Source organism: Olleya namhaensis (assembly GCF_900114005.1).
Lineage (GTDB): Bacteria > Bacteroidota > Bacteroidia > Flavobacteriales > Flavobacteriaceae > Olleya > Olleya namhaensis.
On the sequence record NZ_FORM01000002.1, the window covers coordinates 516400 to 542136 of the forward strand.

The 25737-nt window shown below is 32.8% G+C and carries 25 protein-coding genes; 15 read left to right on the top strand and 10 right to left on the bottom strand.

The features are described from left to right. Nucleotides 1–24 precede the first annotated feature (24 nt). Entirely contained in the window at nucleotides 25–1275 is a 1251-nt protein-coding gene (locus BMZ09_RS05410) for an aspartate kinase (RefSeq protein ID WP_090838232.1), read from the bottom strand. Beyond that, the gene (locus tag BMZ09_RS05415; protein WP_090838234.1) at nucleotides 1276–1755 is read right to left on the bottom strand and encodes a GNAT family N-acetyltransferase; all 480 of its coding nucleotides are present in this window, start codon (nucleotides 1753–1755) and stop codon (nucleotides 1276–1278) included. It lies immediately after the preceding gene. Nucleotides 1756–1874: 119 nt separating this feature from the next. Here BMZ09_RS05415 and fbp point away from each other — a divergent pair, with 119 nt between their 5' ends. Genes fbp through BMZ09_RS05440 form a run of 5 tightly spaced genes read left to right on the top strand, consistent with a single transcriptional unit; the run spans nucleotide 1875 to nucleotide 6138 of the window. Then, nucleotides 1875–2882 carry a class 1 fructose-bisphosphatase gene (fbp, locus tag BMZ09_RS05420; RefSeq protein ID WP_090838237.1) on the top strand — a complete coding sequence of 336 codons (1008 nt, stop codon included), beginning with the start codon at nucleotides 1875–1877 and terminating at the stop codon, nucleotides 2880–2882. A 49-nt stretch (nucleotides 2883–2931) separates the two neighbouring features. Then, nucleotides 2932–3288: a fructose 1,6-bisphosphatase gene (locus BMZ09_RS05425; protein WP_090838239.1), complete on the top strand. Its 357-nt coding sequence runs from the start codon at nucleotides 2932–2934 to the stop codon at nucleotides 3286–3288. A gap of 15 nt (nucleotides 3289–3303) precedes the next feature. Beyond that, a complete protein-coding gene (locus tag BMZ09_RS05430) occupies nucleotides 3304–4122 on the top strand; it encodes a cell envelope biogenesis protein OmpA (RefSeq protein WP_090838241.1) in 819 nt (272 codons plus the stop codon). Further along, a complete protein-coding gene (locus tag BMZ09_RS05435; RefSeq protein ID WP_090838243.1) occupies nucleotides 4109–4615 on the top strand; it encodes a Rab family GTPase in 507 nt (168 codons plus the stop codon). The genes BMZ09_RS05430 and BMZ09_RS05435 overlap by 14 nt, the downstream gene beginning before the upstream one ends. Next, nucleotides 4615–6138: an ATP-binding protein gene (locus tag BMZ09_RS05440; protein ID WP_090838245.1), complete on the top strand. Its 1524-nt coding sequence runs from the start codon at nucleotides 4615–4617 to the stop codon at nucleotides 6136–6138. The genes BMZ09_RS05435 and BMZ09_RS05440 overlap by 1 nt, the downstream gene beginning before the upstream one ends. A gap of 55 nt (nucleotides 6139–6193) precedes the next feature. Here the strand turns inward: BMZ09_RS05440 and BMZ09_RS05445 are convergent, their stop codons facing one another. Continuing rightward, a complete protein-coding gene (locus BMZ09_RS05445) occupies nucleotides 6194–6625 on the bottom strand; it encodes a tellurite resistance TerB family protein (protein ID WP_090838247.1) in 432 nt (143 codons plus the stop codon). Between the two features lie 262 nt (nucleotides 6626–6887). On the opposite strand from BMZ09_RS05445, the gene mfd reads away from it, so the two are divergent. Then, entirely contained in the window at nucleotides 6888–10226 is a 3339-nt protein-coding gene (gene mfd, locus BMZ09_RS05450) for a transcription-repair coupling factor (RefSeq protein ID WP_090838249.1), read from the top strand. Between the two features lie 32 nt (nucleotides 10227–10258). Then, nucleotides 10259–11644, top strand: a complete 1386-nt coding sequence (locus BMZ09_RS05455) for a TlpA family protein disulfide reductase (RefSeq protein WP_090838251.1) — start codon at nucleotides 10259–10261, stop codon at nucleotides 11642–11644. An 881-nt stretch (nucleotides 11645–12525) separates the two neighbouring features. On the opposite strand, the gene BMZ09_RS05460 is transcribed toward BMZ09_RS05455, so the two are convergent. Both BMZ09_RS05460 and leuS read right to left on the bottom strand, forming a co-directional pair. Beyond that, nucleotides 12526–12828, bottom strand: coding sequence for a DUF6370 family protein (locus tag BMZ09_RS05460; protein ID WP_090838253.1), 303 nt, complete (start codon nucleotides 12826–12828; stop codon nucleotides 12526–12528). Between the two features lie 405 nt (nucleotides 12829–13233). Then, nucleotides 13234–16101, bottom strand: a complete 2868-nt coding sequence (gene leuS, locus BMZ09_RS05465; protein WP_090838255.1) for a leucine--tRNA ligase — start codon at nucleotides 16099–16101, stop codon at nucleotides 13234–13236. Nucleotides 16102–16240: 139 nt separating this feature from the next. Between leuS and BMZ09_RS05470 the strand changes: the two genes are divergently transcribed. The 5 genes from BMZ09_RS05470 to BMZ09_RS05490 all read left to right on the top strand — a co-directional run bounded on the left by BMZ09_RS05470 (nucleotide 16241) and on the right by BMZ09_RS05490 (nucleotide 20074). Continuing rightward, the gene (locus BMZ09_RS05470) at nucleotides 16241–17116 is read left to right on the top strand and encodes a cell division protein FtsX (RefSeq protein WP_090838257.1); all 876 of its coding nucleotides are present in this window, start codon (nucleotides 16241–16243) and stop codon (nucleotides 17114–17116) included. Between the two features lie 345 nt (nucleotides 17117–17461). Further along, nucleotides 17462–17689, top strand: a complete 228-nt coding sequence (locus BMZ09_RS05475) for a DUF3098 domain-containing protein (protein ID WP_262496853.1) — start codon at nucleotides 17462–17464, stop codon at nucleotides 17687–17689. Between the two features lie 89 nt (nucleotides 17690–17778). After that, entirely contained in the window at nucleotides 17779–18573 is a 795-nt protein-coding gene (locus tag BMZ09_RS05480) for an undecaprenyl-diphosphate phosphatase (protein ID WP_090838259.1), read from the top strand. A 3-nt stretch (nucleotides 18574–18576) separates the two neighbouring features. Then, complete coding sequence (gene truB, locus BMZ09_RS05485; protein WP_090838261.1) at nucleotides 18577–19272, top strand: tRNA pseudouridine(55) synthase TruB; 696 nt, start codon at nucleotides 18577–18579, stop codon at nucleotides 19270–19272. A gap of 76 nt (nucleotides 19273–19348) precedes the next feature. Beyond that, nucleotides 19349–20074: a hypothetical protein gene (locus BMZ09_RS05490; protein WP_090838263.1), complete on the top strand. Its 726-nt coding sequence runs from the start codon at nucleotides 19349–19351 to the stop codon at nucleotides 20072–20074. 87 nt (nucleotides 20075–20161) lie between these two features. Here the strand turns inward: BMZ09_RS05490 and BMZ09_RS05495 are convergent, their stop codons facing one another. Beyond that, nucleotides 20162–20779, bottom strand: coding sequence for a thioredoxin family protein (locus BMZ09_RS05495; RefSeq protein WP_090838264.1), 618 nt, complete (start codon nucleotides 20777–20779; stop codon nucleotides 20162–20164). Between the two features lie 265 nt (nucleotides 20780–21044). Between BMZ09_RS05495 and BMZ09_RS05500 the strand changes: the two genes are divergently transcribed. After that, entirely contained in the window at nucleotides 21045–21608 is a 564-nt protein-coding gene (locus BMZ09_RS05500) for a DNA-3-methyladenine glycosylase I (RefSeq protein WP_090838266.1), read from the top strand. On the opposite strand, the gene aat is transcribed toward BMZ09_RS05500, so the two are convergent. The 3 genes from aat to BMZ09_RS05515 form a co-directional block, all read right to left on the bottom strand. Next, nucleotides 21605–22231, bottom strand: a complete 627-nt coding sequence (aat, locus tag BMZ09_RS05505) for a leucyl/phenylalanyl-tRNA--protein transferase (protein WP_090838268.1) — start codon at nucleotides 22229–22231, stop codon at nucleotides 21605–21607. The genes BMZ09_RS05500 and aat overlap by 4 nt on opposite strands. Nucleotides 22232–22340: 109 nt before the next feature. Continuing rightward, complete coding sequence (locus tag BMZ09_RS05510; protein WP_090838270.1) at nucleotides 22341–22718, bottom strand: DUF3127 domain-containing protein; 378 nt, start codon at nucleotides 22716–22718, stop codon at nucleotides 22341–22343. 45 nt (nucleotides 22719–22763) lie between these two features. Then, nucleotides 22764–23618 carry a flavin reductase family protein gene (locus BMZ09_RS05515; RefSeq protein WP_090838272.1) on the bottom strand — a complete coding sequence of 285 codons (855 nt, stop codon included), beginning with the start codon at nucleotides 23616–23618 and terminating at the stop codon, nucleotides 22764–22766. A 122-nt stretch (nucleotides 23619–23740) separates the two neighbouring features. On the opposite strand from BMZ09_RS05515, the gene BMZ09_RS05520 reads away from it, so the two are divergent. After that, nucleotides 23741–24922 (top strand): sensor histidine kinase, encoded by a 1182-nt coding sequence (locus BMZ09_RS05520; RefSeq protein WP_090838274.1) that lies wholly within the window; start codon nucleotides 23741–23743, stop codon nucleotides 24920–24922. Continuing rightward, on the top strand, nucleotides 24923–25270 hold the full coding sequence (locus BMZ09_RS05525) for a hypothetical protein (RefSeq protein WP_090838276.1): 348 nt from the start codon (nucleotides 24923–24925) through the stop codon (nucleotides 25268–25270). Here BMZ09_RS05525 and BMZ09_RS05530 read toward each other — a convergent pair. After that, the gene (locus BMZ09_RS05530; RefSeq protein WP_090838278.1) at nucleotides 25265–25654 is read right to left on the bottom strand and encodes an HIT family protein; all 390 of its coding nucleotides are present in this window, start codon (nucleotides 25652–25654) and stop codon (nucleotides 25265–25267) included. The genes BMZ09_RS05525 and BMZ09_RS05530 overlap by 6 nt on opposite strands. Nucleotides 25655–25737: the final 83 nt, after the last annotated feature.

The following is a 25737-nucleotide window of genomic DNA, read 5'->3' on the forward strand; positions in this document are numbered from 1 at the left end:
ATTTACAAATGTAATTCATTAGATTTATTTTGTTACTATTTGTAATGTCTCTTGGAACATTTGTTTTAATAAAACAGTCTTTCCTGCCTCTAAATCAATAACCGATTTTTCATTGTAATGTCTTATGGTATATAGAGATACACCCGTATTACACGTCACTTTAAATTTTGCTTTTAAATGCAATAATAAATGCTCTAAATTATTGTAATTATTATCAAAACAGACAGAAAAACTAATTGCCGAGTTCTGAATAACGCTAACCTTCATTTTATATTTGGATAAAAGGTTAAAAATTTCACTAATATTATCCTCTACTATGTAGGAAAAATCTAATGTTGAAAGCGATAGTAGCACTTGGTTTTGCTTGACAATAAAACACGGTACTAAAGGTATAACCCCTTCCGTTTTATTAACTACTGTTCCTGGCGCTTTTGGATTTAAAAACGACTTAACATATAATGGTATTTCTTTACGTTGTAATGGTTGTAAAGTTTTAGGATGTATGACTGATGCGCCATAAAAGGCTAACTCAATCGCTTCCGTATAGGATATAGAATTAAGCAGCTGGGTCTGCTTAAAATGTCTTGGGTCAGCATTTAAAACACCAGGCACATCTTTCCAGATAGTAACATCATTTGCATTTAAACAGTATGCTAAAATCGCTGCAGTATAATCACTACCTTCTCTTCCTAAAGTTGTTGTAAAATTATTTTTATCGCTTCCTAAAAACCCTTGCGTCACATTTAACTTTTTAGAATCTATGTTTTTAGAGACCAATTGTTGTGTGGTTTCCCAATTTACATTGGCATTTCTATAATAATCATCTGTTTTAATAACTTGGCGTACATCTACCCAATTATTATCTATTTCTATTAAAGACAAATACTGACTAATAATGGTTGTTGACAACAATTCTCCAAATCCAATAACTTGATCGTAAACAAAGTTATAATCAGGAGACTTATTAGTATTCAAAAAGTTTTTAAGTTCGTCAATTAAATCACTTGTAACTTTAAAAACAGGATGATTTGTGTTTTCAAAAAGGGCAAACATAATGGTGTTATGATAATCTACCACGTCCTGAATAGCACTTTGCACTTCTCTTTTATCATTAAAATAACAACCAACAACAAGCTCTAATGCGTTTGTTGTTTTACCCATTGCAGATACTACAATAATCGTGTTAGCATGACCAACTTGCTCTAATACAGCTATTAGATTTTTAACCCCATTAGCATCTTTTACAGAAGCTCCACCAAATTTAAATACCCTCATTTATATGTTATCGATGTAGTTTTTTATACTTGTTTCATCCATTTGGACTAAATACCAATCTTTTAATAGTGTTGCGCCTTTACTTTCGTAAAATTTTATTGCTGGGGCATTCCAATCTAAAACTTCCCAACAAATACGTTTAACACCCAAACTGTAACCATATTTAATAACTTCGTTTAATAACAGCGTACCTAATCCACTACCTCTGTGTGCATCACTAACAATTAAATCTTCTAAATGCACCGTTTGACCTTTCCATGTAGAAAAACGAATATAAATTAATGCTATTGCAACTATTTCACTTTCTTTTTCTGCCACAAAACAAGTGAATAATGGCTTGTCTCCAAAACCATATTTTAACAAATCTGCTTCTGTTACAATAACCGCATCAGGCTCTTTTTCAAAAACAGCAAGCTCTTGTATTAAGCCTAAAATAGCACTGACATCTCTTTTTTCTGCAAAACGAATAGTATACTCCATAAATCATTAATTTACTCAAATATACTTTAAGAAAATTTCTTAAACCAAAATTTGATAGACTACAACGTTATAATTGTTAAAAAATGCGATATTTGTACAAATAAACACAACTACTACCCATGTCTAAGAAAAATCAAACTTTAGGAGAATTTATTATTGAAAACCAAGCGTCTTTCAAATTTACTTCTGGAGAATTATCTCGTTTAATAAATTCTATTCGTTTAGCTGCCAAGGTTGTAAACCATGAAGTTAACAAAGCTGGTCTAGTTGATATAATTGGTGCAGCAGGAGACACAAACATCCAAGGTGAAGACCAACAAAAACTGGATGTTTATGCCAACGATAAATTTATACAAACACTTACAAATCGTAACATTGTTTGTGGTATTGCAAGTGAAGAAGAGGATGATTTTATTACAATTAACAGTCAAGATGACAACAACCAAAATAAATATATTGTATTAATTGATCCACTAGATGGGTCTTCTAATATTGATGTAAACGTTTCAGTTGGTACAATTTTTTCTATTTATAGACGTGTTACTCCAGTAGGAACACCTGTAACTATCGAAGACTTTTTACAACCAGGTAACCAACAAGTAGCAGCAGGTTATGTTGTGTACGGAACATCAACAATGTTAGTTTATACTACTGGACATGGCGTTAATGGATTTACACTAAACCCAGCAATTGGTACATTTTACTTATCACATCCAGACATGGAGTTTCCAGAAGACGGAAACATTTACTCTGTAAACGAAGGTAACTACACACATTTTCCTCAAGGCGTAAAAAATTACATCAAATATTGCCAAATGGAAGAAAATGACAGGCCATATACTTCAAGGTATATTGGATCTCTAGTTTCAGATTTTCATAGAAATATGATTAAAGGTGGTATTTATATGTATCCTAAAAGTTCAAAAAATCAAGACGGAAAACTACGTTTACTTTACGAGTGTAATCCTATGGCCTACCTTGCAGAACAAGCAAACGGGAAAGCTAGTGATGGTTTTAAACGTATCATGGATATTGAGCCTTCAGAACTGCATCAAAGAGTACCTTTTTTCTGCGGAAGCAAAAATATGGTCCTGAAAGCAGAAGAATTCATGCAAAACACTGATTAAATGCTATTATGTCTATTTTTTTGCTACTTTTGATACTTAAATTATCCTAATGGCAAAAACAGACAAATTTAAGGACGAAACCATGCAATCATCTACAGAAGCAACTTCAAAAATAGATGCAATCAAGCAACTTATTTTTGGTGAAAACATGCAAGCTTACGATAGTGAGTTTGAAACACTAAAAAAAGACATTCTTACTAAGAAGCAAGAATTAGAAGCATTAATGGACGACGTAAAGTCTGAGTTATTACAAAACATTGATAATCTTAGCACTGATATTAACATCAGAATTACAGAATTAGAAAATAGTTTTGAAGATAAAGCAGATGCGTTAAACGAAAAAAAGGTTGACCGAAAACTATTGGGTGAACTTTTTACCAAATTAGGCGAAAAAATAAGTCAATAAAATCTTGATTTACGCATGAATCAAGACGATAAATTAAAAATACTCAAAGACATCTTGCTTCAAGATGAGCATGAGTATGCTTCAGGATTAGAAGACAAGATTAAAGCGCTTGAAGATTTAATCACTGAACATAATAATTTATCAAAACATATTGACCCCATTCTTGAGCAAAAACTAAAACAGTTTGTAAAAGAAATGCCCTCAACATTAGGACCTACAATTACAGAAGCACTTAAAGAAGAAATTAAAAACTCTCAAGACGCAGTAGTTGAAGCATTATATCCAATTATGGGTAAAATGATTAAAAAATATGTGCAGAAAGAGATTCAAATACTTTCAGAAAACATAAACAAAAGCTTAAGCAGCACCTTTTCTTTTAAAGGGTTTATGCGAAAGTTTAGGTCTAAAAAATCAGGTGTATCGGAAGGCGACTTATTGATTCAAGATCAATTTAAGTCAAAAATTGAACAAATAATGGTTATTGAAAGCGGTTCTGGCTTAATAGTTTCTGAATATTCAAAAACCGAAAATATAGATCAAGATACCGTTGCTGGTATGCTAACAGCTATTAAAAGTTTTGCAGAAGATGCGTTTACTACAGACGTACAAAATTTAGAATATATAGAGTATGAAAACTACCATATACATTTACAAAACTTCTCAAAATACTACATTGCAGTAGCCATTTCCGGGGCATTTACTGCTACCTACAGAAGCAAGCTTGAAGATAAACTTCTTGACTTTGCTCAGAATATAATAAACAAAACAGATTTAAACGATAGTGAGGTTTTCAGCACTAAACTAAAAGATTACTTTGACAATGAAAATATCTAAAAAAATAGTTTTAATAGGTCACTTTGGTGTAGGTAAATCTTCATTAATTAGACGATTTGTAGAAGACACCTTTAGTGAAGACTACAAAGTAACCATTGGGGTACACGTCTTAAAAAAAGAAGTAAATCTGCCAAAAACTAACGATGACATCACACTAGTAATTTGGGATTTAGAAGGTAATGACGACATTACTAATACCAGAGCATCTTACCTTATGGGTACTAATGGTTTTATTTATGTTTTTGACATGACTAGACCAGCTACGTATGAGAAGTTAGAGTTTGATCTAGATTATATTACAGATCGTTACCCAAAAATACCATTACGTGTTATTGGAAACAAGAAAGATTTAGTTACAAACGACTTTATTAAACAAAACAAGGATGTTTTTGGACGTTTTGTCGATTTTTACACAAGTGCCAAGTCAGGGAAAAATGTTGAAGATGTTTTTTCTAATTTAGCGCAAGCTTTAATTAAAGACGCCACTAAATAATGTTAGAAAAATATAAAAAAGAATACTCGCAATCTGTAAATCAATATATAATTGTTGATTTTGACGGAATCGTAAAAGAATCTGACGATATCATTTTTAAAGATTTAGTTGGTCAAAATATAGCAAACGTTCACCCGTTTTTTGAAAGTGTACACAGCGCATTACAAGACATAGACCAAACACACGTCTTTTCTTGTATACATCTAACTAATCCTAAAAATGAAACAATAATAACAGATATTATTGTTAAAACATTTGATGGAAAACAATTACCAATGATTGTCATTTTAGACTTGACAATACATTATAATAATTACCAAACTACAGCTCAAGTAAGAAATGAGTCCGTTATAAACTCGCAAATACTAGAGTTAAAAAATAATTATCTACAAGAAAAAGAAGCCTTTAAAAACGCATTTATTGCTAATTTTAGCCATGAGTTAAGAGACCCATTAACAGGTATACTAACCTTTTCTGATATACTAAAAAAGACTAACTTAAATGTAGAGCAACTTAATTACCTAAAAGTAATAGACTCCTCTTCTAACTATTTAAAACAATTAATAGAAGATATTTTAGACATTTCTAAAATTGAAGCAGGACGACTAGAATTAGTAATTAATCCTTTTAACTTAAGAGAGCTACTAGAAGATATAGAAAAAGTATTTAAAGTAAAAGCACAACAAAAAGGAATAGAATTAATAACTAATTTTAACGACAACCTTCCCGCAATAGTAGGTGGTGACACGCTACGTTTAAGACAAGTACTAAGCAACCTATTAGAAAACGCTATTAAATTTACAGAAGTAGGAACCGTTACTTTTAATGTATCACTTAACCAAATAAGAGCACAAAAAGCAAACGTTCATTTTCAGATAAAAGATACCGGAATTGGTATGGAAAAAGATCATCTAGAAGATATCTTTACTAGTTTTTCTCAAATAAACAGTAGTCAAGTACATAATAAAGGTGCAGGTTTAGGATTAGCTATCTCAAAACATTTAGTAAGCTTATCAAACAGTGTGATAAATGTAGACTCTACACCCGGAGAAGGTAGTACGTTTTCCACTAACATTAATTTTAAGTTAGACTTTAACTACAAAATTAAAAAGAAAAAGAAAGAAACCGTTTCAAAACCAAAATCTGACAAAAAATACAGCATCTTATTAGTAGAAGATTCTGAAATCACACAACTATCAATTCTTAAAATACTAGCCTCTAAAGGTAATTACTTCTTAGACATAGTAACCAGAGGAGAAGACGTGATACCAAGAATAGAAAATTCTGAGTTTGATTTAGTCTTAATGGATATTAAATTACCAAATAGTTACGGTGACGAGATCACTAAGCTAATAAGACAAATGCCAGAACGCGAGCATAAAAAAGTGCCCGTAATAGCATTAACCGCTAGAGTTTTTAAAGACGATTTAAAACGTTATAAAAAAGCCGGTATTAATGATGTCATTAAAAAACCATTTGACGAAGAAGCTTTAATATCAAAAATTGAAGAATACTTAAAATAAAAAAAAGCGAACTGAAAAGTTCGCTTTTTTTTTATAACTATAAAACAGAATCTTATTATCTGTTCATTGTTTTAATCTCATCAGTAAAAGTATCTAAATCAACACCTTCATGCACCAACTCTAACGCTTTATGCGTCACATACTGTGCATTACTAGATTTAAATCCTAAACCAACACACAAACGCTCTAAAATAGCAGTTTGCTTTGGTCCTTCAATATGATCAGCCCAAACCATTCTTGACAAATCGTATAAACGTTCTAAACGCTGATCGTAAGATGTTGGAGGGTTAATTGGGTGCTCTTTATAGTCAACCAATATCTGCTTATATTCTTCTTCGCTAATATCTAAATTACGTGCTAAACGATCTAAAAACGCTTTCTCAGCCTCACTAATCACACCATCACTCATGGCTACACGCACAATTGCAGCAAAATGATCCTCATTACGCTTTTTAAACCCACTATCGAATAAATCTGAAAATGACATACTTTTATGTTTAATTTTAGACTGCAAATATAGTTAAACCGCACACCTTTTAAAATTAAAAGTTTCTTTTTTTGGGCGTTTATTTTGCACCTTTTTATTAGGTGCAAAAAACCAGGCTCTCGTGGCTCGCTCTCTGCGAGGAGCTCAGACAGACCACTCCATCCTTAACGCGTTAACTAATATAGACGTATAAAAGTTAAAATTTGTAAATCTAAAAGCTATTAATTTATGCAATGCTTATATTTGCACAAACTAAAGTTAAGTGAGTAAAACCTTAATCTCGCAGACCTATTTACAGTCTTTGCAATTGCAAAAACTGCAAACTGCTATATCCCAAACCCAAAGTAAAACGCATTTAAAAGGATTAGTAGGCTCTTCCCTATCCTACATAATCACTCAAACTTTTAAAAATACACAACTCCCGTTTTTACTTATTTTTAATGATAAAGAGGAAGCCGCATTTTACCTAAACGATCTAGAACAGCTAATTAATAAAACAGACGTCCTGTTTTACCCAGGTAGTTACCGTAGACCTTATCAAATAGAAGAAACCGATAATGCCAATGTATTACTGCGTGCAGAAGTACTAAACAGAATCAACTCGCGCAAAAAACCTGCAATAATTGTAACCTATCCTGATGCCTTATTTGAAAAAGTAGTCACCAGAAAAGAGTTAGAACGTAACACATTAAAAATAAATGTAAATGATAGCCTGTCTATAGACTTTGTAAACGAAATTCTTTTTGACTACAAATTTAAACGTGTCGATTTTGTAACAGAACCTGGCGAGTTTTCTGTACGTGGAGGAATTGTAGATGTCTTTTCTTTTAGCCATGATGAGCCTTACCGTATAGAGTTTTTTGGGGACGAAGTTGATAGTATCAGGACTTTTGACGTAGAAACACAATTATCCACGGAGCAAATAAAAAAAATTAGCGTCATACCAAATGTGGCCAATAAGTTAATGGACGAGTCCAGACAAAGTTTTTTAAACTACATCGCTCAAAAAACAGTAGTCTTTGGTAAAAACTTTGATTTAACTTTTGACCGTGTAGACGACTTTTTTGACAAAGCCATTACAGCTTTTGTAAAACTTAATCAAGATATAAAACACGCTAAACCATCAGAGTTATTCTGTAATGCAGCAGAACTAAAAAAACAATTATTAGATTTTACAATAGTGGAATTTGGTTCGTCTCCTGTTTTTAATCCAACAGAAACAATTGTACATAACACCTCGCCACAACCTACTTTTAATAAACAATTCAATTTATTAATAGACAATTTAAACAGTAATCATAATAACGATTACACCAATTATATCGCTTGCGTTAGTGAGCAGCAAGCCAAACGTTTTCATGACATCTTTGATGACGTAGATCAAAATGTACATTATCAAACGGTGACACTTTCATTATACCAAGGTTTTGTAGATCATGACAATAAAATTGTAGTCTATACAGATCATCAAATTTTTGAACGCTACCACAAGTTTCATGTTAAAAATGGTTATGCTAAAAAACAAGCCATTACTCTTAAAGATCTAACCAATTTAGATATTGGAGATTATGTTACACACATCGATCACGGAATAGGAAAATTTGGTGGACTTCAAAAAATAGATGTAGAAGGTAAAAAACAAGAAGCTATAAAATTAGTATACGGAGAACGCGACGTATTATATTTAAGCATCCATTCCTTGCACAAAATAACCAAATTTAATGGTAAAGATGGTAAACCACCTAAAGTCTATAAATTAGGTAGTAAAGCATGGAAAGTACTTAAAGAAAAGACTAAATCTAGAGTAAAACACGTCGCATTTAATCTTATCAAACTATATGCTAAACGTAAACTAGAAAAAGGATATCAATATAAACCCGATAGCTATTTACAACACGAATTGGAAGCGTCATTCTTGTATGAAGACACACCTGATCAAATAACTGCAACTGCGGACATAAAAGTAGACATGGAGAGTGAGCGTCCAATGGACCGTCTTATTTGTGGAGATGTTGGTTTCGGAAAAACAGAAGTTGCCATACGTGCAGCCTTTAAAGCAGTAGATAATGGTAAACAAGTAGCCGTATTAGTACCTACAACCATTTTGGCATTTCAGCATCACAAAACATTTACAGAACGTTTAAAAGACCTTCCAGTAACTGTAGATTATGTCAACCGTTTTAGAACAGCTAAACAGAAAAAAGAAACTTTAGAAAAGCTAGAAAAAGGGCACGTTGATATTATTATCGGAACACACCAACTTGCAAGTAAAAATGTAAAATTCAAAGATTTAGGACTTTTAATTGTTGACGAAGAGCAAAAGTTTGGAGTCGCAGTAAAAGAAAAACTAAAAACATTAAAAGACAACGTAGACGTACTAACACTTACAGCAACACCAATACCTAGAACATTACAGTTTAGTTTAATGGCCGCAAGAGATTTATCCGTTATCACAACACCTCCGCCAAACCGTTACCCAATAGAAAGTAATGTTATACGATTTACAGAAGAAGCCATTAGAGATGCTGTAAGCTATGAGATTGAGCGTGGTGGACAAATCTTTTTTATTCATAATCGTATCGAGAACATTAAAGAAGTTGCCGGTATGATTCAACGATTGGTTCCTGATGCCAAAATAGGTATTGGACATGGACAATTAGAAGGTAAAAAACTAGAAAGTTTAATGCTTGGTTTTATGGATGGAGAATTTGACGTTTTAGTTAGTACAACTATTATAGAAAGTGGACTGGATGTACCAAATGCAAATACCATTTTTATTAATAACGCCAATAATTTTGGGCTAAGTGACTTACACCAAATGCGTGGACGTGTTGGGCGTAGCAACAAAAAAGCCTTTTGTTATTTTATAACACCAGAATACTCGGCAATGACCGACGATGCCAGAAAACGTATCCAAGCTTTAGAACAATTTACAGAACTAGGTAGCGGATTTAATATTGCCATGAAAGATTTAGAAATACGTGGCGCAGGAGATTTACTAGGAGGAGAACAAAGTGGATTTATAAACGAGATTGGTTTTGATACGTATCAAAAAATATTAAATGAAGCAATTGAAGAACTTAAAGAAAATGAATTTAAAGATTTATATAACGAGCCTTTAGAAAACAAAGAATATGTAAAGGATATTACCATAGATACAGACTTTGAACTACTTTTCCCTGATGATTATGTAAATAACATCGCAGAGCGTCTAAACCTTTACACGCAACTAAACAACTTTAAAACTGAGGCTGAATTAGCCGAATTTGAAAAGCAGCTTTTAGACCGTTTTGGAGAATTACCAATTCAGGTTATAGACTTAATTGATAGTGTCCGCATTAAATGGATCGCAACTAAATTAGGTATGGAAAAAGTAATAATGAAACAAGGCAAGTTAATTAGCTACTTTATAAATGACCAACAAAGTAGTTTTTACCAGAGTCCTAATTTTACTAAGCTTCTAAAATACGTGCAAACGCATCCAAAATCATGTAAAATGAAAGAGAAGCAGACTAGAAATGGTTTGCGATTATTACTTACCTTTGACAACATCAAATCTGTAAAAAAGGCATTAAATGCTTTAAAACCAATTTTGGAATAGTTTTTGAAATCATAATAGAAAACCCATTAATAATGTATAAAAAAATACTTTTTTTATTAGCTATAGTGCCTAGTTTTATAGTTGCACAAAACACAATAAAAGGAACATTTACTCCAGCTGAGCAGTTTAAGTTTGCATTCCTGTACCAAGTAACTGCTGACACTTCAATTTTTGTAGACAATGCAGATATTGCAGAAGACGGAAGCTTTGTTTTTGAATTAAAAAAGACACAAGCACCAGGAACTTACCGTATTGTATACGCGCAACCTCAAGACGAATACAACTTTGATTTTCTTTATAACAATGAAGATATCGAGTTGACTTTTGATTTAGATAAAGGTGTAGAATTTGTAACGTCTGAAGAAAACAAACTTTGGACCTCTTATAATAACAGCATGTCTATGATCGGACAAAGCTTAAATACATTTTATGGTTCAGGTGGGAAAAAAGAAAAGGATTTCAAAAAGATCATCCAAATACTTTTAAATACACAAACAGAATTTGAAAAAGCAGCAGAAGGCAAACTAGTACTTAATTTTATTACTGCTAGTCAACCTTACGCACCTCAACAATTAATTGATGCTAAAACATTTACTGAGAATGCTAAAAAAGCTTATTTCAGCCATATCAATTTTGGAAATCCAGTACTTCAAAATTCAAACTTCTTAATTGAAGCGACTTTAAATTACGTATTCAATTTTATTGATAACGATGATAAAAATGTATCCTATATCAACAATATCAATACGGTAGAAAAAGCTATTGGTAACAATAGTAAAGTAAAGAAAATCATATTAGAAATTTTATGGAACCAATTTGCAGTAGAAGAAATTGAGCCTGTAGCTAACCACATTGCAAACACTTACCTATTAGATATTGCTAGGCAAACTAATGATAATGAATTAGTAAAAGAACTAACATATTTTAAAAATGCATCCGTTGGAAATGTAGGACAAGATTTTGAAATCATTATTTATGATGAAGAAGGTGCTGCTACCGCTAAAAAAATGCATGATTTAGACGAAGCTAACAACTACTTAGTTGTTTTCTGGAGTACAACGTGTTCTCATTGTTTAGACGAAATTCCAGAATTACATAAACTAGTTAAAACATTAGATAAAGGACAATTAAAAGTTATTGCTATTGCTTTAGATGAAGACCGTTACAGATGGAAGGATATGACTTACAAGTTTCCTGAATTTTATCATGTATTTGGTGAAGGAAAATGGGACAACCCAATTGGAGACAACTATAACGTAAAAGCAACGCCAAGTTATTTTGTTTTAGATAAAGACAAAAAAATAATCAAAAAACCTTACGACTTCAAAGCTTTTGAAACGTATTTTAAAACGTTACCAAAACCAGAACCTAAGGTTGAAGTAAATGACGAAGACGAATTGGACTTAGAAAAAGAATAAGACACTATTAATTAAAATAGAAACAAAAAAACGCTTGCATTGCTGCAAGCGTTTTTTTTTGTTTTTAATAAAGACTATTACCTCTCTATCATTATCTTATACTATTTGGTATATTTTTTAAAATATTAAATCGCTTTACGCAATTTAAACTTAGACAAACACAACGTCACATCGAGTAATTTGTGAGGTACGAGCAAATTGTACCCAGATGCCCTTAAAATAGTTCTCGACACAAAATGCCACAAAAGCATTTCACTCGAACTGACGAGAACTGCTTACCCTTACGTGTCTCATTACTTATATAGCATTTTAAAGCCTAAGCACATCGTTAGAAACAATAACTACCAAACTAACACATCGATAAACATAACGTCACATAGAGTGATTTGTGAGGCACGAGCAAATTGTATCGAGATGTCCTTAAAATAGTTCTCGATACAAAATGCTAAAAACGCATTTCACTCGAACTGACGAGAACTGCTTACTCTTGCGTGTCTTACTCCCCTACTTATATAGCATTTTAAAGCCTAAGCACATCGTTAGAAACAATAACTACCAAACTAACACACCGATAAACACAACGTCACATCGAGTGATTTGTGAGGCACGAGCAAATTGTATCGAGATGTCCTTAAAATAGTTCTCGATACAAAATGCTAAAAACGCATTTCACTCGAACTGACGAGAACTGCTTACTCTTACGTGTCTCAACGATTTGTTTATTTAGCATTATAAAGTCTATAGCACATCATTGAAACAATAACAAAAAACAACTAACACACCGATAAACATAACGTCACATCGAGTGATTTGTGAGGCACGAACAAATTGTATCGAGATGCTTTTTTTATAATATAGAGCAACACGCAATCCTTAAAAAATTAATCTAACATGTTAACAGCAGTCGCTTGAAAACGATCATCCACCACAGCACCTGTAACCTCAGCTTTTCTAATCACCTCGCAAAAACCAGTACCTTCAGCATGTGCATCACCAAAATCATCGATAGCTGCTCCATCAACAAAATAAGCCTTGTCATCAAATCGTACTGCTAGACTACAACCGTCTTCCGATGTTAACCCAAATTGGCATTGTCCGCAAGAGATTTCAACAACTTTTACTTCTTCTTTTTTGTTACATGCTAAGCATAAAAACAAGACTAAAACTAAACTAATATTTTTCATGATTTGTAGGTTTTTATTATTTTGAAATTGTGTTACTATTTTAGTTCTCGATACAAAATGCTAAAAAAACATTTCACTCGAACTGACGCGACCTGATTACTCTTGGGGCTATTATCTTGTTCTACTCAATTTGTTCTACTCAATCAAATATAAACTTTGATATATAACTTCGTTACTTACCAAAACGACCAAGCTAACATAACGATAAACATAACGTCACATCGAGTGGTTTGTGAGGCACGAACAAATTGTATCGAGATGTTCTTATAGTAATAGTTCTCGATACAAAATGCTAAAAAAGCATTTCACTCGAACTGACGTGACCTGATTACTTTTACTTGTCTTATTATTAGTTATCTCAATAATGAGATTGCTTCGTGCCTCGCAATGACGTTTGCCTCCTAATTACCCTACAATATTTACAATCTTACCAGGAACAACAATTACTTTTTTAGGAGTACGACCTTCTAATTGTGCAATTGTTTTTTCATGAGCCATGACTGTTTTTTCAATTTCGTCTTTAGACATATCCATTGGCAACTCTAACGTAAAACGCATTTTTCCGTTAAACGAAATTGGATAATTCTTACTGCTTTCTACTAAATGACTTGCCTCAAATATTGGAAATGGTGCAGTAGCAATTGATCCTTCGTTACCTAATTGACTGAATAATTCTTCAGTAATATGTGGTGCATACGGCGATAATAAAACCAATAAAGGTTCTAAGATGGCTTTACTTGTACATTTTTGCGCAGTCAACTCGTTAACAGCAATCATAAATGTAGATACAGACGTATTAAAAGAGAAATTCTCAATATCTTCCTGTACCTTTTTTATTGTTTTATGTAACGTTTTTAAGTTGTCTTTTGTTGGCGATGCATCGTTTACAATTAACCCAGCTTCTCCAACGTATAACTTCCATAGTTTTTTCAAGAAACCATGTACACCAGTAATCCCTGCGGTATTCCAAGGTTTAGCTTGTTCTAATGGTCCTAAAAACATTTCGTAAAGACGTAAACTATCTGCTCCATATTGTTCGCAGATAGCATCTGGACTAACAACATTATATTTGGATTTAGACATTTTTTCGACTTCCCGACCGACTTTATAAACACCATCTTCTAAAATGAATTCAGCATCTTTATAATCGGCTCCAAATTCGGCATCATTCTTTAAATCTTCTATATTTAATTCATCTGAAGCATTTACGTATTGTACTTTTACATGAATTGGAGCAACTTTTTTATCTTTAACCAAACCTTTAGAAAGGTAAGTATTTGTACCATCTTCACGATATATAAAAGCACTAGTCCCAAGTATCATTCCTTGATTGATCAATTTTTTGAAAGGTTCATCTACTCCAACAAATGCTCTATCTTTTAAAAACTTAGTCCAAAAACGAGAGTATAATAAATGTCCTGTTGCATGCTCACTACCTCCTATATATAAATCTACATTTTCCCAATAGTTAAGTGCATCTTGACTAGCAAAGTCTTCTCCTCTTTTGGCTTTTTCTTCCATATAACTAAAGAAATACCATGAGCTTCCTGCCCAACCTGGCATGGTGTTTAGTTCTAAAGGGTAAATCCCGTTATCCTCACCTTCAACTGCGCTCAGGTTGACATTTGGTACAACCGTATTTGTATTGGTATCCCAAGCCCAAACATCTGCACGACCTAATGGTGGCTCTCCTGTTTCGGTTGGTAAATATTTTTCTACTTCTGGCAATGTAATTGGCAAATGTGCTTTATCAATCATTTGTGGCATCCCGTTGACGTAGTATACAGGAAAAGGTTCTCCCCAATAACGTTGTCTAGAAAACACAGCATCACGTAATCTATAATTTGTTTTCCCTTCACCTTGCCCCATTTGCTCCAAATCGTAAATAGCACGTTTTGATGCTTTTTTATAGTTCATTCCGTTAAGGAAATCACTGTTTGCAATAACTACATTATCCTTAGAGGCGAAAGCTTCTTCAGAAATATCAGCACCTTCAAATACATTTGGAATCGCGATATTAAAATGCTTTGCAAAGTCGTAATCACGTTGGTCACCACAAGGGACAGACATTACTGCTCCTGTACCGTAACCTGCTAAAACATAATCTCCAATCCAAATTGGAATGGGCTCTTTACTAAATGGATGTTCTGCGTAAGCGCCTGTAAATGCACCAGAAATGGTCTTTACATCTGCCATACGATCGCGCTCGCTACGTTTTGCAGTCGCTAAAACATAAGCTTCAACCTCCGCTTTTTGTTCTGGTGTAGTAATGGTTTGCACTAACTCATGCTCTGGAGCCAATGTCATAAAACTTACACCAAAAATAGTGTCTGGTCTTGTTGTAAAAACATCAATTTTCAAAGACTCTTCGACTGCGCTCAGAGTGACATTTGGAATAACATTAAAAGTGACTGATGCACCAACAGATTTTCCAATCCAATTACGTTGGCTTTCTTTAAGCGAGTCTGTCCAGTCTATAGTATCTAATCCTTGCAGCAAACGTTCTGCATAAGCAGAAATACGCATACTCCATTGCGTCATTTTTTTACGCATTACAGGATGACCACCACGTTCTGACACTCCGTTTACTATTTCGTCATTTGCTAAAACCGTTCCTAATGCAGGACACCAATTTACTTCTGTTTCAGCTAAATACGTTAGTCTATATTGTAATAGTATTTCTTGTTGTTTTTTAGAATCAAAAGCGTTCCATTGTTCCGCAGAAAAAGACTCGATATTATCATCACAAACAGCATTTACATTAGCATTTCCTTCAGCAGAAAATTTAGCTACTAAGGTCGATATATCTTCAGCCTTATTAGAATCGTTATTATACCAAGACTCAAATAGTTGAATAAAAATCCATTGTGTCCATTTGTAATATTCTGGTGTTGATGTACGGACCTCACGACTCCAGTCAAAAGAAAAACCAATTTGATCTAATTGTCTTCTGTAGGTTTTTATATTAGTTTCTGTTGTAATTGCAGGATGCTGACCCGTTTGGATAGCATATTGTTCTGCAGGTAAACCAAAGCTATCATAACCTTGTGGATGCAAAACATTAAAACCTTTATGGCGCTTGTAACGTGCATAAATATCACTAGCAATATAACCTAATGGATGTCCAACGTGTAATCCCGCTCCAGATGGATAAGGAAACATGTCCAAAACATAATATTTAGGTTTGTCGCTATTATTTGAGGCTTTAAACGTTTGGTTTTCTGCCCAATATTTTTGCCATTTGGCTTCGATGTCGTTAAAATGGTATTGCATTTTTGTGTTTTTCCGCTTTATTAAGCAACAAATTTAAACTTATTATAAGACTATTAAAAGTTTGACGTTGTAATTATAGATTATATGAATAGGTTTCATTTTTCTTTTATATTTTTACATTATAAACTAACATCAATTTATGAGCTCTTCTTTTGAAAGATATCAAAAACGTAGATTAATTTCGTCCTACTTCTCAGTCGTATTAAGTATTGCTTTAGTATTATTTTTACTAGGTATACTAGGGCTTTTAGTGCTTAACGCGAAAAAGGTTGCCGACTTGTTTAAAGAGCAAGTAACGGTTACTATTTATTTAAAAGACAATGCCAAAGAGATCGAAGTCAAGCAACTTGAAAAAAGTTTAGCACTAGCTGATTACGTAAAATCTACTGTATATATCTCTAAAGAGCAAGCAGCAGAATCTATGAAAGCTGAAAATGGTGAAGATTTTATGGCGTTTTTAGGCTTTAATCCTTTACAGAATAATATTGATGTTAATCTTAAAGCCGATTTTGTTACTGCTGATAAATTAGAAGAATTGGCAGAAACTGCTTTAGAAAAAGGTTTTGTAGAAGAAGTTAGATATGACAAAGACTTAGTAACCTTAATGAATAGTCGCGTTAAAAAAATAAGCTTCTGGGTATTATTACTAAGTGCTATTTTTACTTTAATTGCGGTACTACTTATTAATAGCTCTATTAGATTATCTGTTTACGCCAAACGATTTACAATTAAAACCATGCAAATGGTAGGTGCAACTAAGCGCTTTATACGTCGTCCTTTTGTATGGAAAAGCATAAAACTTGGTGTCCTAGGTGCAGTGATTGCATTACTAGGTTTAGGGTTTATTGTTTTTTATGTAGATCAAGCGTTTCCTGAGCTAAACCTACGCCAAAGTCCAGTTTTAATAGGCGGATTATTTTTAATAATTTTCTTCTTAGGTATTATTATAACTTGGATAAGCACACATTTTGCGACACAACGTTTTTTAAATCTAAATACAGACCAACTGTATTAATTTAACACAGTTTAACTAAAGCATTAACAATACTTCACACTTAAGCACGTTATATTTACTTAACCGAAAAACACATCGCTATTGACCAAATAATACTTTAATTAATTTTTAATCTAAAACTAATGATTATGAAACGATTCGATTTTGTATTAATATTTATGGTCTCTATTATTGCTTTTATTGTGTCTTATGCTAGACATTTACAAGCAAAGTCACACGCACAAATAAAACAGTAGTAAAAACAGCAAGCTAAATTTATTTACACTTAAATTAAAAAGTTTAAATTTGTAGTAAATTAACAACATTACGACCTTGAGACAAGACACTGAAAACGATAAAATTATTGTGAGCCCCCAACCAATCTTTGGTAAACACAACTATAAATTCATGTTTATTGGCTTAGGCACAATTGCTTTAGGCTTTATTTTAATGTCTGGTGGGGGTAGTGATGATCCTAATGTATTTAGTGATGCTATTTTTAGCTGGAGACGTATACGTCTAGCGCCAGCTTTAGTTATTATTGGCTTTGGTATACAGGTCTATGCTATATTGTCTAAACCAAAAAAGGGCTAAGTAAGTCTTGCTATTTTAAACTTTATTTTCAACAATAAATTATAACTTCAAATTATCAATTGGTCATAGTATTTTAATACTTTTGCCACATGGATATTTTAGATTCAATTATATTAGGTATTATACAAGGACTAACAGAGTTTCTCCCTGTATCTTCAAGTGGTCATTTAGAAATTGGTAAAGCAATTTTAGGAGATACTAGTATCCCCGAAGAAAGCTTACTATTTACTGTGATACTTCATTTTGCAACTGCATTAAGTACCATCGTTATTTTCAGAAAAGACATTTTAGAAATCATAAAAGGGTTTTTATCTTTTAAATGGAATGACGACACTAAATTTGTAACAAAAATTGTAATCTCAATGATTCCGGCTGCATTAGTCGGTCTGTTTTTTGAAGAACAATTAGAGCAACTTTTTGGTGGAAACATCCTTTTAGTAGGTTGTATGCTTATAGTTACTGCTGTCTTATTATTTTTTGCAGACAAAGCCAAAAACACTAATAAAAACGTCTCTTTTAAAAATGCCTTTATAATAGGTGTATCTCAAGCAATTGCTATGTTACCGGGTATTTCTAGAAGTGGCGCTACTATATCTACATCTGTACTATTAGGAAACGATAAAACTAAAGCTGCTCGTTTTTCCTTTTTAATGGTTGTTCCGTTAATTTTTGGAAAAATAGCAAAAGACATCTTAGGTGGTGATCTAAATTTTGAAAATCAAAATATAACTGCATTATCTGCTGGTTTTATTGCTGCATTTGTAGCCGGTTTATTTGCTTGTACTTGGATGATTAGTCTAGTTAAAAAAAGCAAGTTATCTTATTTTGCTATTTACTGCGCTATTGTTGGTGTTATTGCTATATCATTTTCAATTTTAAATTAAGTTATGACTGGAGACGACTACCAAGCTGGACAAGTATTATTAATAGACAAACCTTTAAATTGGACTTCGTTTCAAGCCGTAAATAAATTACGTTGGGAAATCCGTCAAGCTTTTAATATTAAAAAAATAAAAGTTGGACATGCCGGAACTTTAGATCCGTTAGCAACAGGATTACTAGTCATTTGCACGGGTAAAATGACAAAACAAATAGACACTTTTCAAGGTCAGATTAAAGAATATACCGGAACTATTGTTTTAGGAAGCACAACACCGTCTTACGATTTAGAGACCGAGGTTGATAATACGTTTGAAACAGAACATATTACTGAGGAATTAATCCACCAAACAACGAATCAGTTTACGGGAGAAATTGACCAATTCCCACCTATCTTTTCTGCATTAAAAAAAGAGGGGAAACGTTTATACGAATATGCACGAGCTGGCGAAACCGTAGAGATACCGTCCAGAAAAATTACAATTGAAACATTTGAAATCACAAACATTGATGGCTTAAATATAGATTTTAGAGTTGTTTGTAGCAAAGGAACCTATATACGATCTTTAGCTAACGATTTTGGAAAAGCGTTAAATTCTGGAGGACACTTATCAGCTTTACGACGCACAAAAATTGGTGCCTTTGATGTAAAAGAAGGATTATCCATTGAGGATTTTATTAAAAATCTCCCAAAAAAGGACTAACACTAGTCTTTTCGCGTTTTATAAACGTATATACATCACTAAATAGCATAACCGTTATTTTAATAGTTTGCCATTAATGACTTTAAATAATTCTCAAAAAGCATTAGCTATAACTTTATTAATTACAGGTACCCTGGTACTTTCTGTATTAAATATAGGTGCTTATAAGAGAAGTACAGCTGTAGCTGAAACACTATATCAAATAGAGGTTATTGAAGACGTTAGTATTCCTGATGAACCTGAAGACATTATATTAAAAAACAATCCCAAAGCAACTAATAAGGCCTATAACACGTCAGAAAACTACAAACATTATTCTCAAGCCTATAAACCTATTGCACCACCTGAAGATTATACAAACCCTAAACTAGAGACATACAAAAACAGTCCTAAAAATGATGCTTCTTCAGAAAAAAGTAATGGTAACGCTGTTATATCAGAACAAACCTTAACTAGTTTTAATAGCGTAAATGAGGTGCTAAATAAGCAATCTCAAAATAAAAGTGCCAAACAAAGTAATGTCGCAAACACAAATAGTAGTGTGTATTTTTCTTTAAAAGGCCGTACTGATGTTTCATTACCTATCCCTGTCTATTTATGTAATGCGGAAGGTAAAATAGTAATTAATATCATAGTTAATAAAAGCGGTAATGTTATCGACACTTACGTCAATAACGCTTCGACTTCAAGCAACTTATGTTTGCAAGAACATGCATTGCAATATGCAAAAGAAGCCAAATTTAACACCTCCAATAAAGCAAAACAGATTGGATCTATAACTTTTGAATTTAAAGGAAAATAGTATAAATAGCTAGTAAGTAAACGTATTAATAAAAAAGCCTCTCTTAAATTAAGAGAGGCTTTTTTATATAAATAATACAGTGTATAATTACCCCATTAAAGGCAATAAATCTGCAATAACTGTTTGACCTTTATCCTTATTGTACCAATGCTGTAATTCTTCTTTAAACTCTGGTGTTACCCCACCATGCTGCGCTTTATAGTCATTTACTAAAGCAGTTGCTGTACTTGGTCTAGGACCGTAAGTCCCAAGAACCTCTTTAGAGTCCGCATCTAACAATATTAGCTTAGCAATAGACCTAGAACCATTAGTTAAAAACTGGTCCATTAAAGTTTCGTTTTGATCTCTTAAAACCACTCTAAAATCAATACCATCATTAAGCGCTGCTATTTTATTAATTACAGGCATTACATGTGCAGCGTCTCCACACCAACTTTCTGTAATAATAATCCAAGTTTGATTAATACTCTTGTGTTTTATAGCATCTGAAACAGCCTCACCAACCTTAATTGTTTTATCCCAACGCTTCATACGCTTATTATTAAGCATGGTATAGTTAGCTAATGCCTCCGTCACTTCATGACCTGTATTAGCGTTTTTTTCGACTAAAGTCGAAACTAATTCTCTATACTCAGTATAGCTCATGCTATTATCTAAACCGTCTTGTATAATTTGTTTGATAATTGTGTCTTTAAGTGTTTCCATAGTACAAAAATACAGTAACTATTATGATTTTTAAGTTACTGTTGTTACATTAGTAGTAATTAATTAAAAACCTTACATTGAAAATAAATAAGCAACTAAAAGTAATCATTTAAATGACCTATTTTACTGGTTGGCTTGTTTTAAATATTACCACAATAGTTTGAAGGGTAATTAACAACGGAGTGTAACTTTTATGGTAGTTTAAAAGGGGCACTTATTATCGGTTTAATTATAGCGATAATACTTAATTTTAAAATCAATAAAAATGACAAAACATAAATGCGGTTGGTGTGTTGGAGATGAACTTTATGAGGCTTACCACGATAACGAATGGGGTAATCCTGTCCATGATGACGCCACACTATTTGAATTTTTAATTCTAGAAACTTTTCAAGCAGGACTTAGTTGGATTACTATTTTACGCAAACGAAATAATTTTTTTGATGCATTTGACCAGTTTGATTACAAAAAAATAGCAAATTATAATGAAGACAAAAAAGCTCAGTTATTACAAAATGCAGGCATTATAAGAAACAAGTTAAAAGTAAATGCAACAATAACAAATGCTCAATTATTTATGGACATCCAAAAAGAATTTGGAAGTTTCAGCAAGTACTTATGGGCTTTTGTAGATAATAAGCCTATTAAAAACACTATAGATTATTATAAAAATGCGCCAGCAAATACAGCTTTAAGTGATGCCTTAAGTAAGGATTTAAAAAAGCGTGGTTTTAAGTTTGTGGGATCCACAGTAATTTATGCTTTTATGCAAGCTGTTGGTATGGTAAACGATCACGAAGTGGGTTGCTTTAGATATAACGAAGTTTAAACTAAATACTCCAAAAACTGAGCTCTAGGTATATCCTCCGCACCTAAACTTTCAAGGTGATTAGTATATACTTGGCAATCTATAAGCTTGTAATTGGTATTCTGCACAAAACTTATAAAGCCCACTTTACTAGCATTGCTAACTGTAGCAAACATACTTTCTCCGCAAAACACACCATTACCAAGATCCACACCATATAAACCGCCTACCAATTCTTTATTTAACCAAACCTCTATAGATTTAGCATATCCTAAATGATGTAATTTGGTGTATGCATCAATCATCCCTTTGGTAATCCATGTGTCCTCTTGACCTATTCTTTTAGCTGCTGCGCATGCCTTAATTACCGAATCAAAACTTGTATTAACTGTAACTTCAAAATCTGAGTTACGTAATACTTGCCTCATGCTTTTAGAGACTTTCAATGCTTCCGGAAATAAAACAAATCTTGGATCTGGAGACCACCACATAATAGTATTATCGTCTTCAAACCAAGGAAAAATTCCTTTTTGATAGGCTAGCAATAAACGTTGGGCACTTAAATCACCTCCAACAGCTAGCAAACCATCTTCGGTAGCATGGGACACATCAGGAAAAGAAAGATTACTATTTAATAAATCCATTACAGGTTTTGTTTATCGAAAAATAAGAAAAGGGTCTAAAATAAAAAAACCTCAACACTATTGTATTGAGGTTTTATATAATTACGCTGCCAAAACAGCATTGTTTTTACTAGAAAGGTAAATCGTCATGATCTTCAGACTTAACATCTTTTGCAGGCTCAAAAGCTTGTGCAGGTGGCACTTCTGGCATACCCTGAGGTGCTGCTCCAGCTTGTACACCTTCAATTCTCCATCCTTGGATCGAGTTAAAATATTTAGTTTCTCCTTGAGGATTAACCCACTCTCTACCACGTAAGTTGATGTTTACTTTTACATCTTGTCCAACTTGGTAATTGTTTAATAAATCACATTTATCTTGAACAAACTCTACTAAAATATGTTGAGGATATTGTTCTTCTGTAGTTACTACTAACTCTCTTTTTCTAAATCCGTTGCTACCAAAACTTTGAGTTTCTCCTACTAGCTTAACTTTTCCTTGTACTTCCATTTTCTATATAATTATTAAATATTCGTCTATTTTGGTATCGCAAACTTACGATAATAACACTTTCCAAGCACTATCTACATCACTAAAGCTTAAAAAAGACTTTGCTTTTTCATGTTTCTGTTCTGTGGACAAAGAACTTAAATTATGTTGGTTTTTAAAAGCCTGAATGCTTTTTTCCTCAGGTAAGTTTTCAACATTCCCTAAAAGACCCAAATCATTCCCTGTTAAAACCGCACTTTCTCTAATCTCTTTTGGTAATGCATCAACACCAATACCTAATGTTGATAGCGGTTTTGGAATTTCGAAAAACCCAGATTTTGCTCTACTATAAAAACTACCACCAGCTCTAGATACTAAATCAAGCTTGACTTGGTCAATTGTACCATTTTCATCTAAAACATCTTCTGAAACGTGCATTTTGACAACTTCGCAAATAATTAAATTTCCAGCACCACCTTCTGTACCTAATTTAACAATCTCGTTAACTTTACACTCCATTTGCACTGGGCTTTCAGCCACTCTAAACGGTTTTACCAAATCCGACTTTAACATCGTTAAACCAGCTTTATCAAACTCATTAACACCTTCAGCATACTCTGTGCTACTCAAAGACATCTGCTGTACAATATCATAATTTACAACATTAATAACAACTTCTTTAGTTAACTCGGCATTTTCCAAAGTGTGCTTAGTTGTATTATCTCTTACACGTCTTGCTGGCGAAAAGATTAAAATTGGAGGGTTTGCACTAAAGACATTAAAAAAACTAAAAGGCGATAAATTAGGGTTACCATCTGCATCAATAGTACTAGCAAATGCAATTGGTCTAGGTGCTACAGCACTTAATAAATACCCATGTAATTTAGCTGTTGAAAATTCTTGTGGAGTAAAAGATAACATAGTTGTCTGTTTGATTTTAGCAAAAATACATAATCTGTTTACCAACTAAAAGGTAATTACTGACCAACCATCACAATATTATTAACAGAATTGCATTATATTAACAACAAAAATTAACCATCATGTTTTTTACAAAACATCGCCAACTAATCCGTTGGATTATTATCATTGCTTCGTTTGCCATTATCTCTTTAATTTTATGGAATACCTATGTGTTTTTTCAAAAATTTAAAGCAGAAGAACGCCGTAAAATGGAAACATGGTCATACGCACAAAGTGATTTTCTAAACAGTTTTAATGATATTAATAGTGAAGTCAATAATGTAACTTCTTTTATAATTACGGATTCCACCTCAACAACACCAATGATACTAGTGTCTCCAGAAGGCGACTTTCAAAGTTTAAAAAACTTAGATACTACAGGTATTAGAAACGTGACTTCTTTTTTAAAAAAAAGACAACAACAATATCAAGAAGAAAATAACCCAATACCATTATCTTACTTTAATAACGACTCTAATAGCGAAGAATCTATTGGGACCTTGTATTACGGTAACTCGCCACTATTAAATAAATTAAAATACTACCCATTAGCATTATTATTAATCATCGTTTTATTTGGAGCTGTAGTTTACTTTTTTTATCGTAGTTCAAAAATTGCAACACAAAATAAATTATGGTCAGGAATGGCTAAAGAAACTGCACATCAAATTGGAACTCCTTTATCTTCTTTAATGGGTTGGACAGAAATTTTAAAAAGTGAAGACACCAATCCTGAATATATTAAAGAAATTGAAAAAGACATCCATCGCTTGCAAACTATTACCGAGCGTTTTAGCAAAATAGGATCACTTCCAACGTTAGAAAAATCGGATATTATAGCCGAAACTCAAGAAGCCTATGATTATCTAAAAACAAGGTCCTCAAAACTAGTCAATTTTAGCCTCAAAATCCCAGAACACCCTATTTACGTCAATTTAAATAAGCAATTATATAGCTGGACTATTGAAAATTTAGTTAAAAATGCTATTGATGCCATGAAGGGAAAAGGTGATTTACAGGTCACTATATCACAACTTGAACAACAAGTAAAAATTACTGTAACAGATACCGGAAAAGGGATAAGTAAAAACGAATTTAACACTATCTTTGACCCCGGTTACACAACTAAAAGACGCGGTTGGGGACTTGGCTTATCATTGGCAAAACGAATCGTAGAAGATTTCCATGATGGTCGCATTAAAGTTCTAAATTCTGAAAAAGGAAAAGGAACAACGATGCAAATTAGCTTAAAAACGATATAGATGGCAGAAAGATTAATAACAATAAAAACAGTTAATTTAAATAACAATTGTCCTGAGTGCTTTAGCACTAAAGGGTTGCAATTAACATTTAAGCAACGTTTTATTGAAACTTCTTTTTACAAAAGCATTACCCAAGAGGTCAGTACTGAAATGAATTGCACCGTTTGCAATACGCCTATTTATCCAGCAAGATGGACGGACGATATCGAACGCGTTTTTGAATACCAAATGAAGGCTTTTCAGCCTAAAAAAGCATCTAAAAAATATAAAAGTTTGTTTTGGATCTTAATTATTGCAGGTATAGCTGTAATTACAGCAGTAATAGGACTTGTGGCCTATAAACTATAGGTTGTCACTTATTGCTTTAGCCAAAGCTTCAAAAGTCTCCTTTTCTAATGTTACTTTATTAATAAATCTAGCATCCTCCATTGTGTTTAATGGTATTAAATGCACATGTACATGAGGTACTTCTAAACCAATAACACTTACACCAACACGCTTACAAGGCACTGTTTTTTCTAAAGCTATAGCGACCTTTCTTGAAAATTGCATTAAACCAATATATGCTGCTTCGTCTAAATCAAAAATTTTATTCACTTCCTTTTTAGGAATACATAACGTATGTCCTTTAGCATTTGGATTAACATCCAAAAAGGCTAAAAAATCTTCAGTTTCTGCTACTTTATAACAAGGGATTTCTCCGTTAACTATTTTTGTAAAAATGGATGCCATAATTATTTGTATATGATTTAAAGATAAAAAAAGATTCCTGCTTTGTACAAAAACAGGAATCTTTTTTATTTGAAATGGTTTTC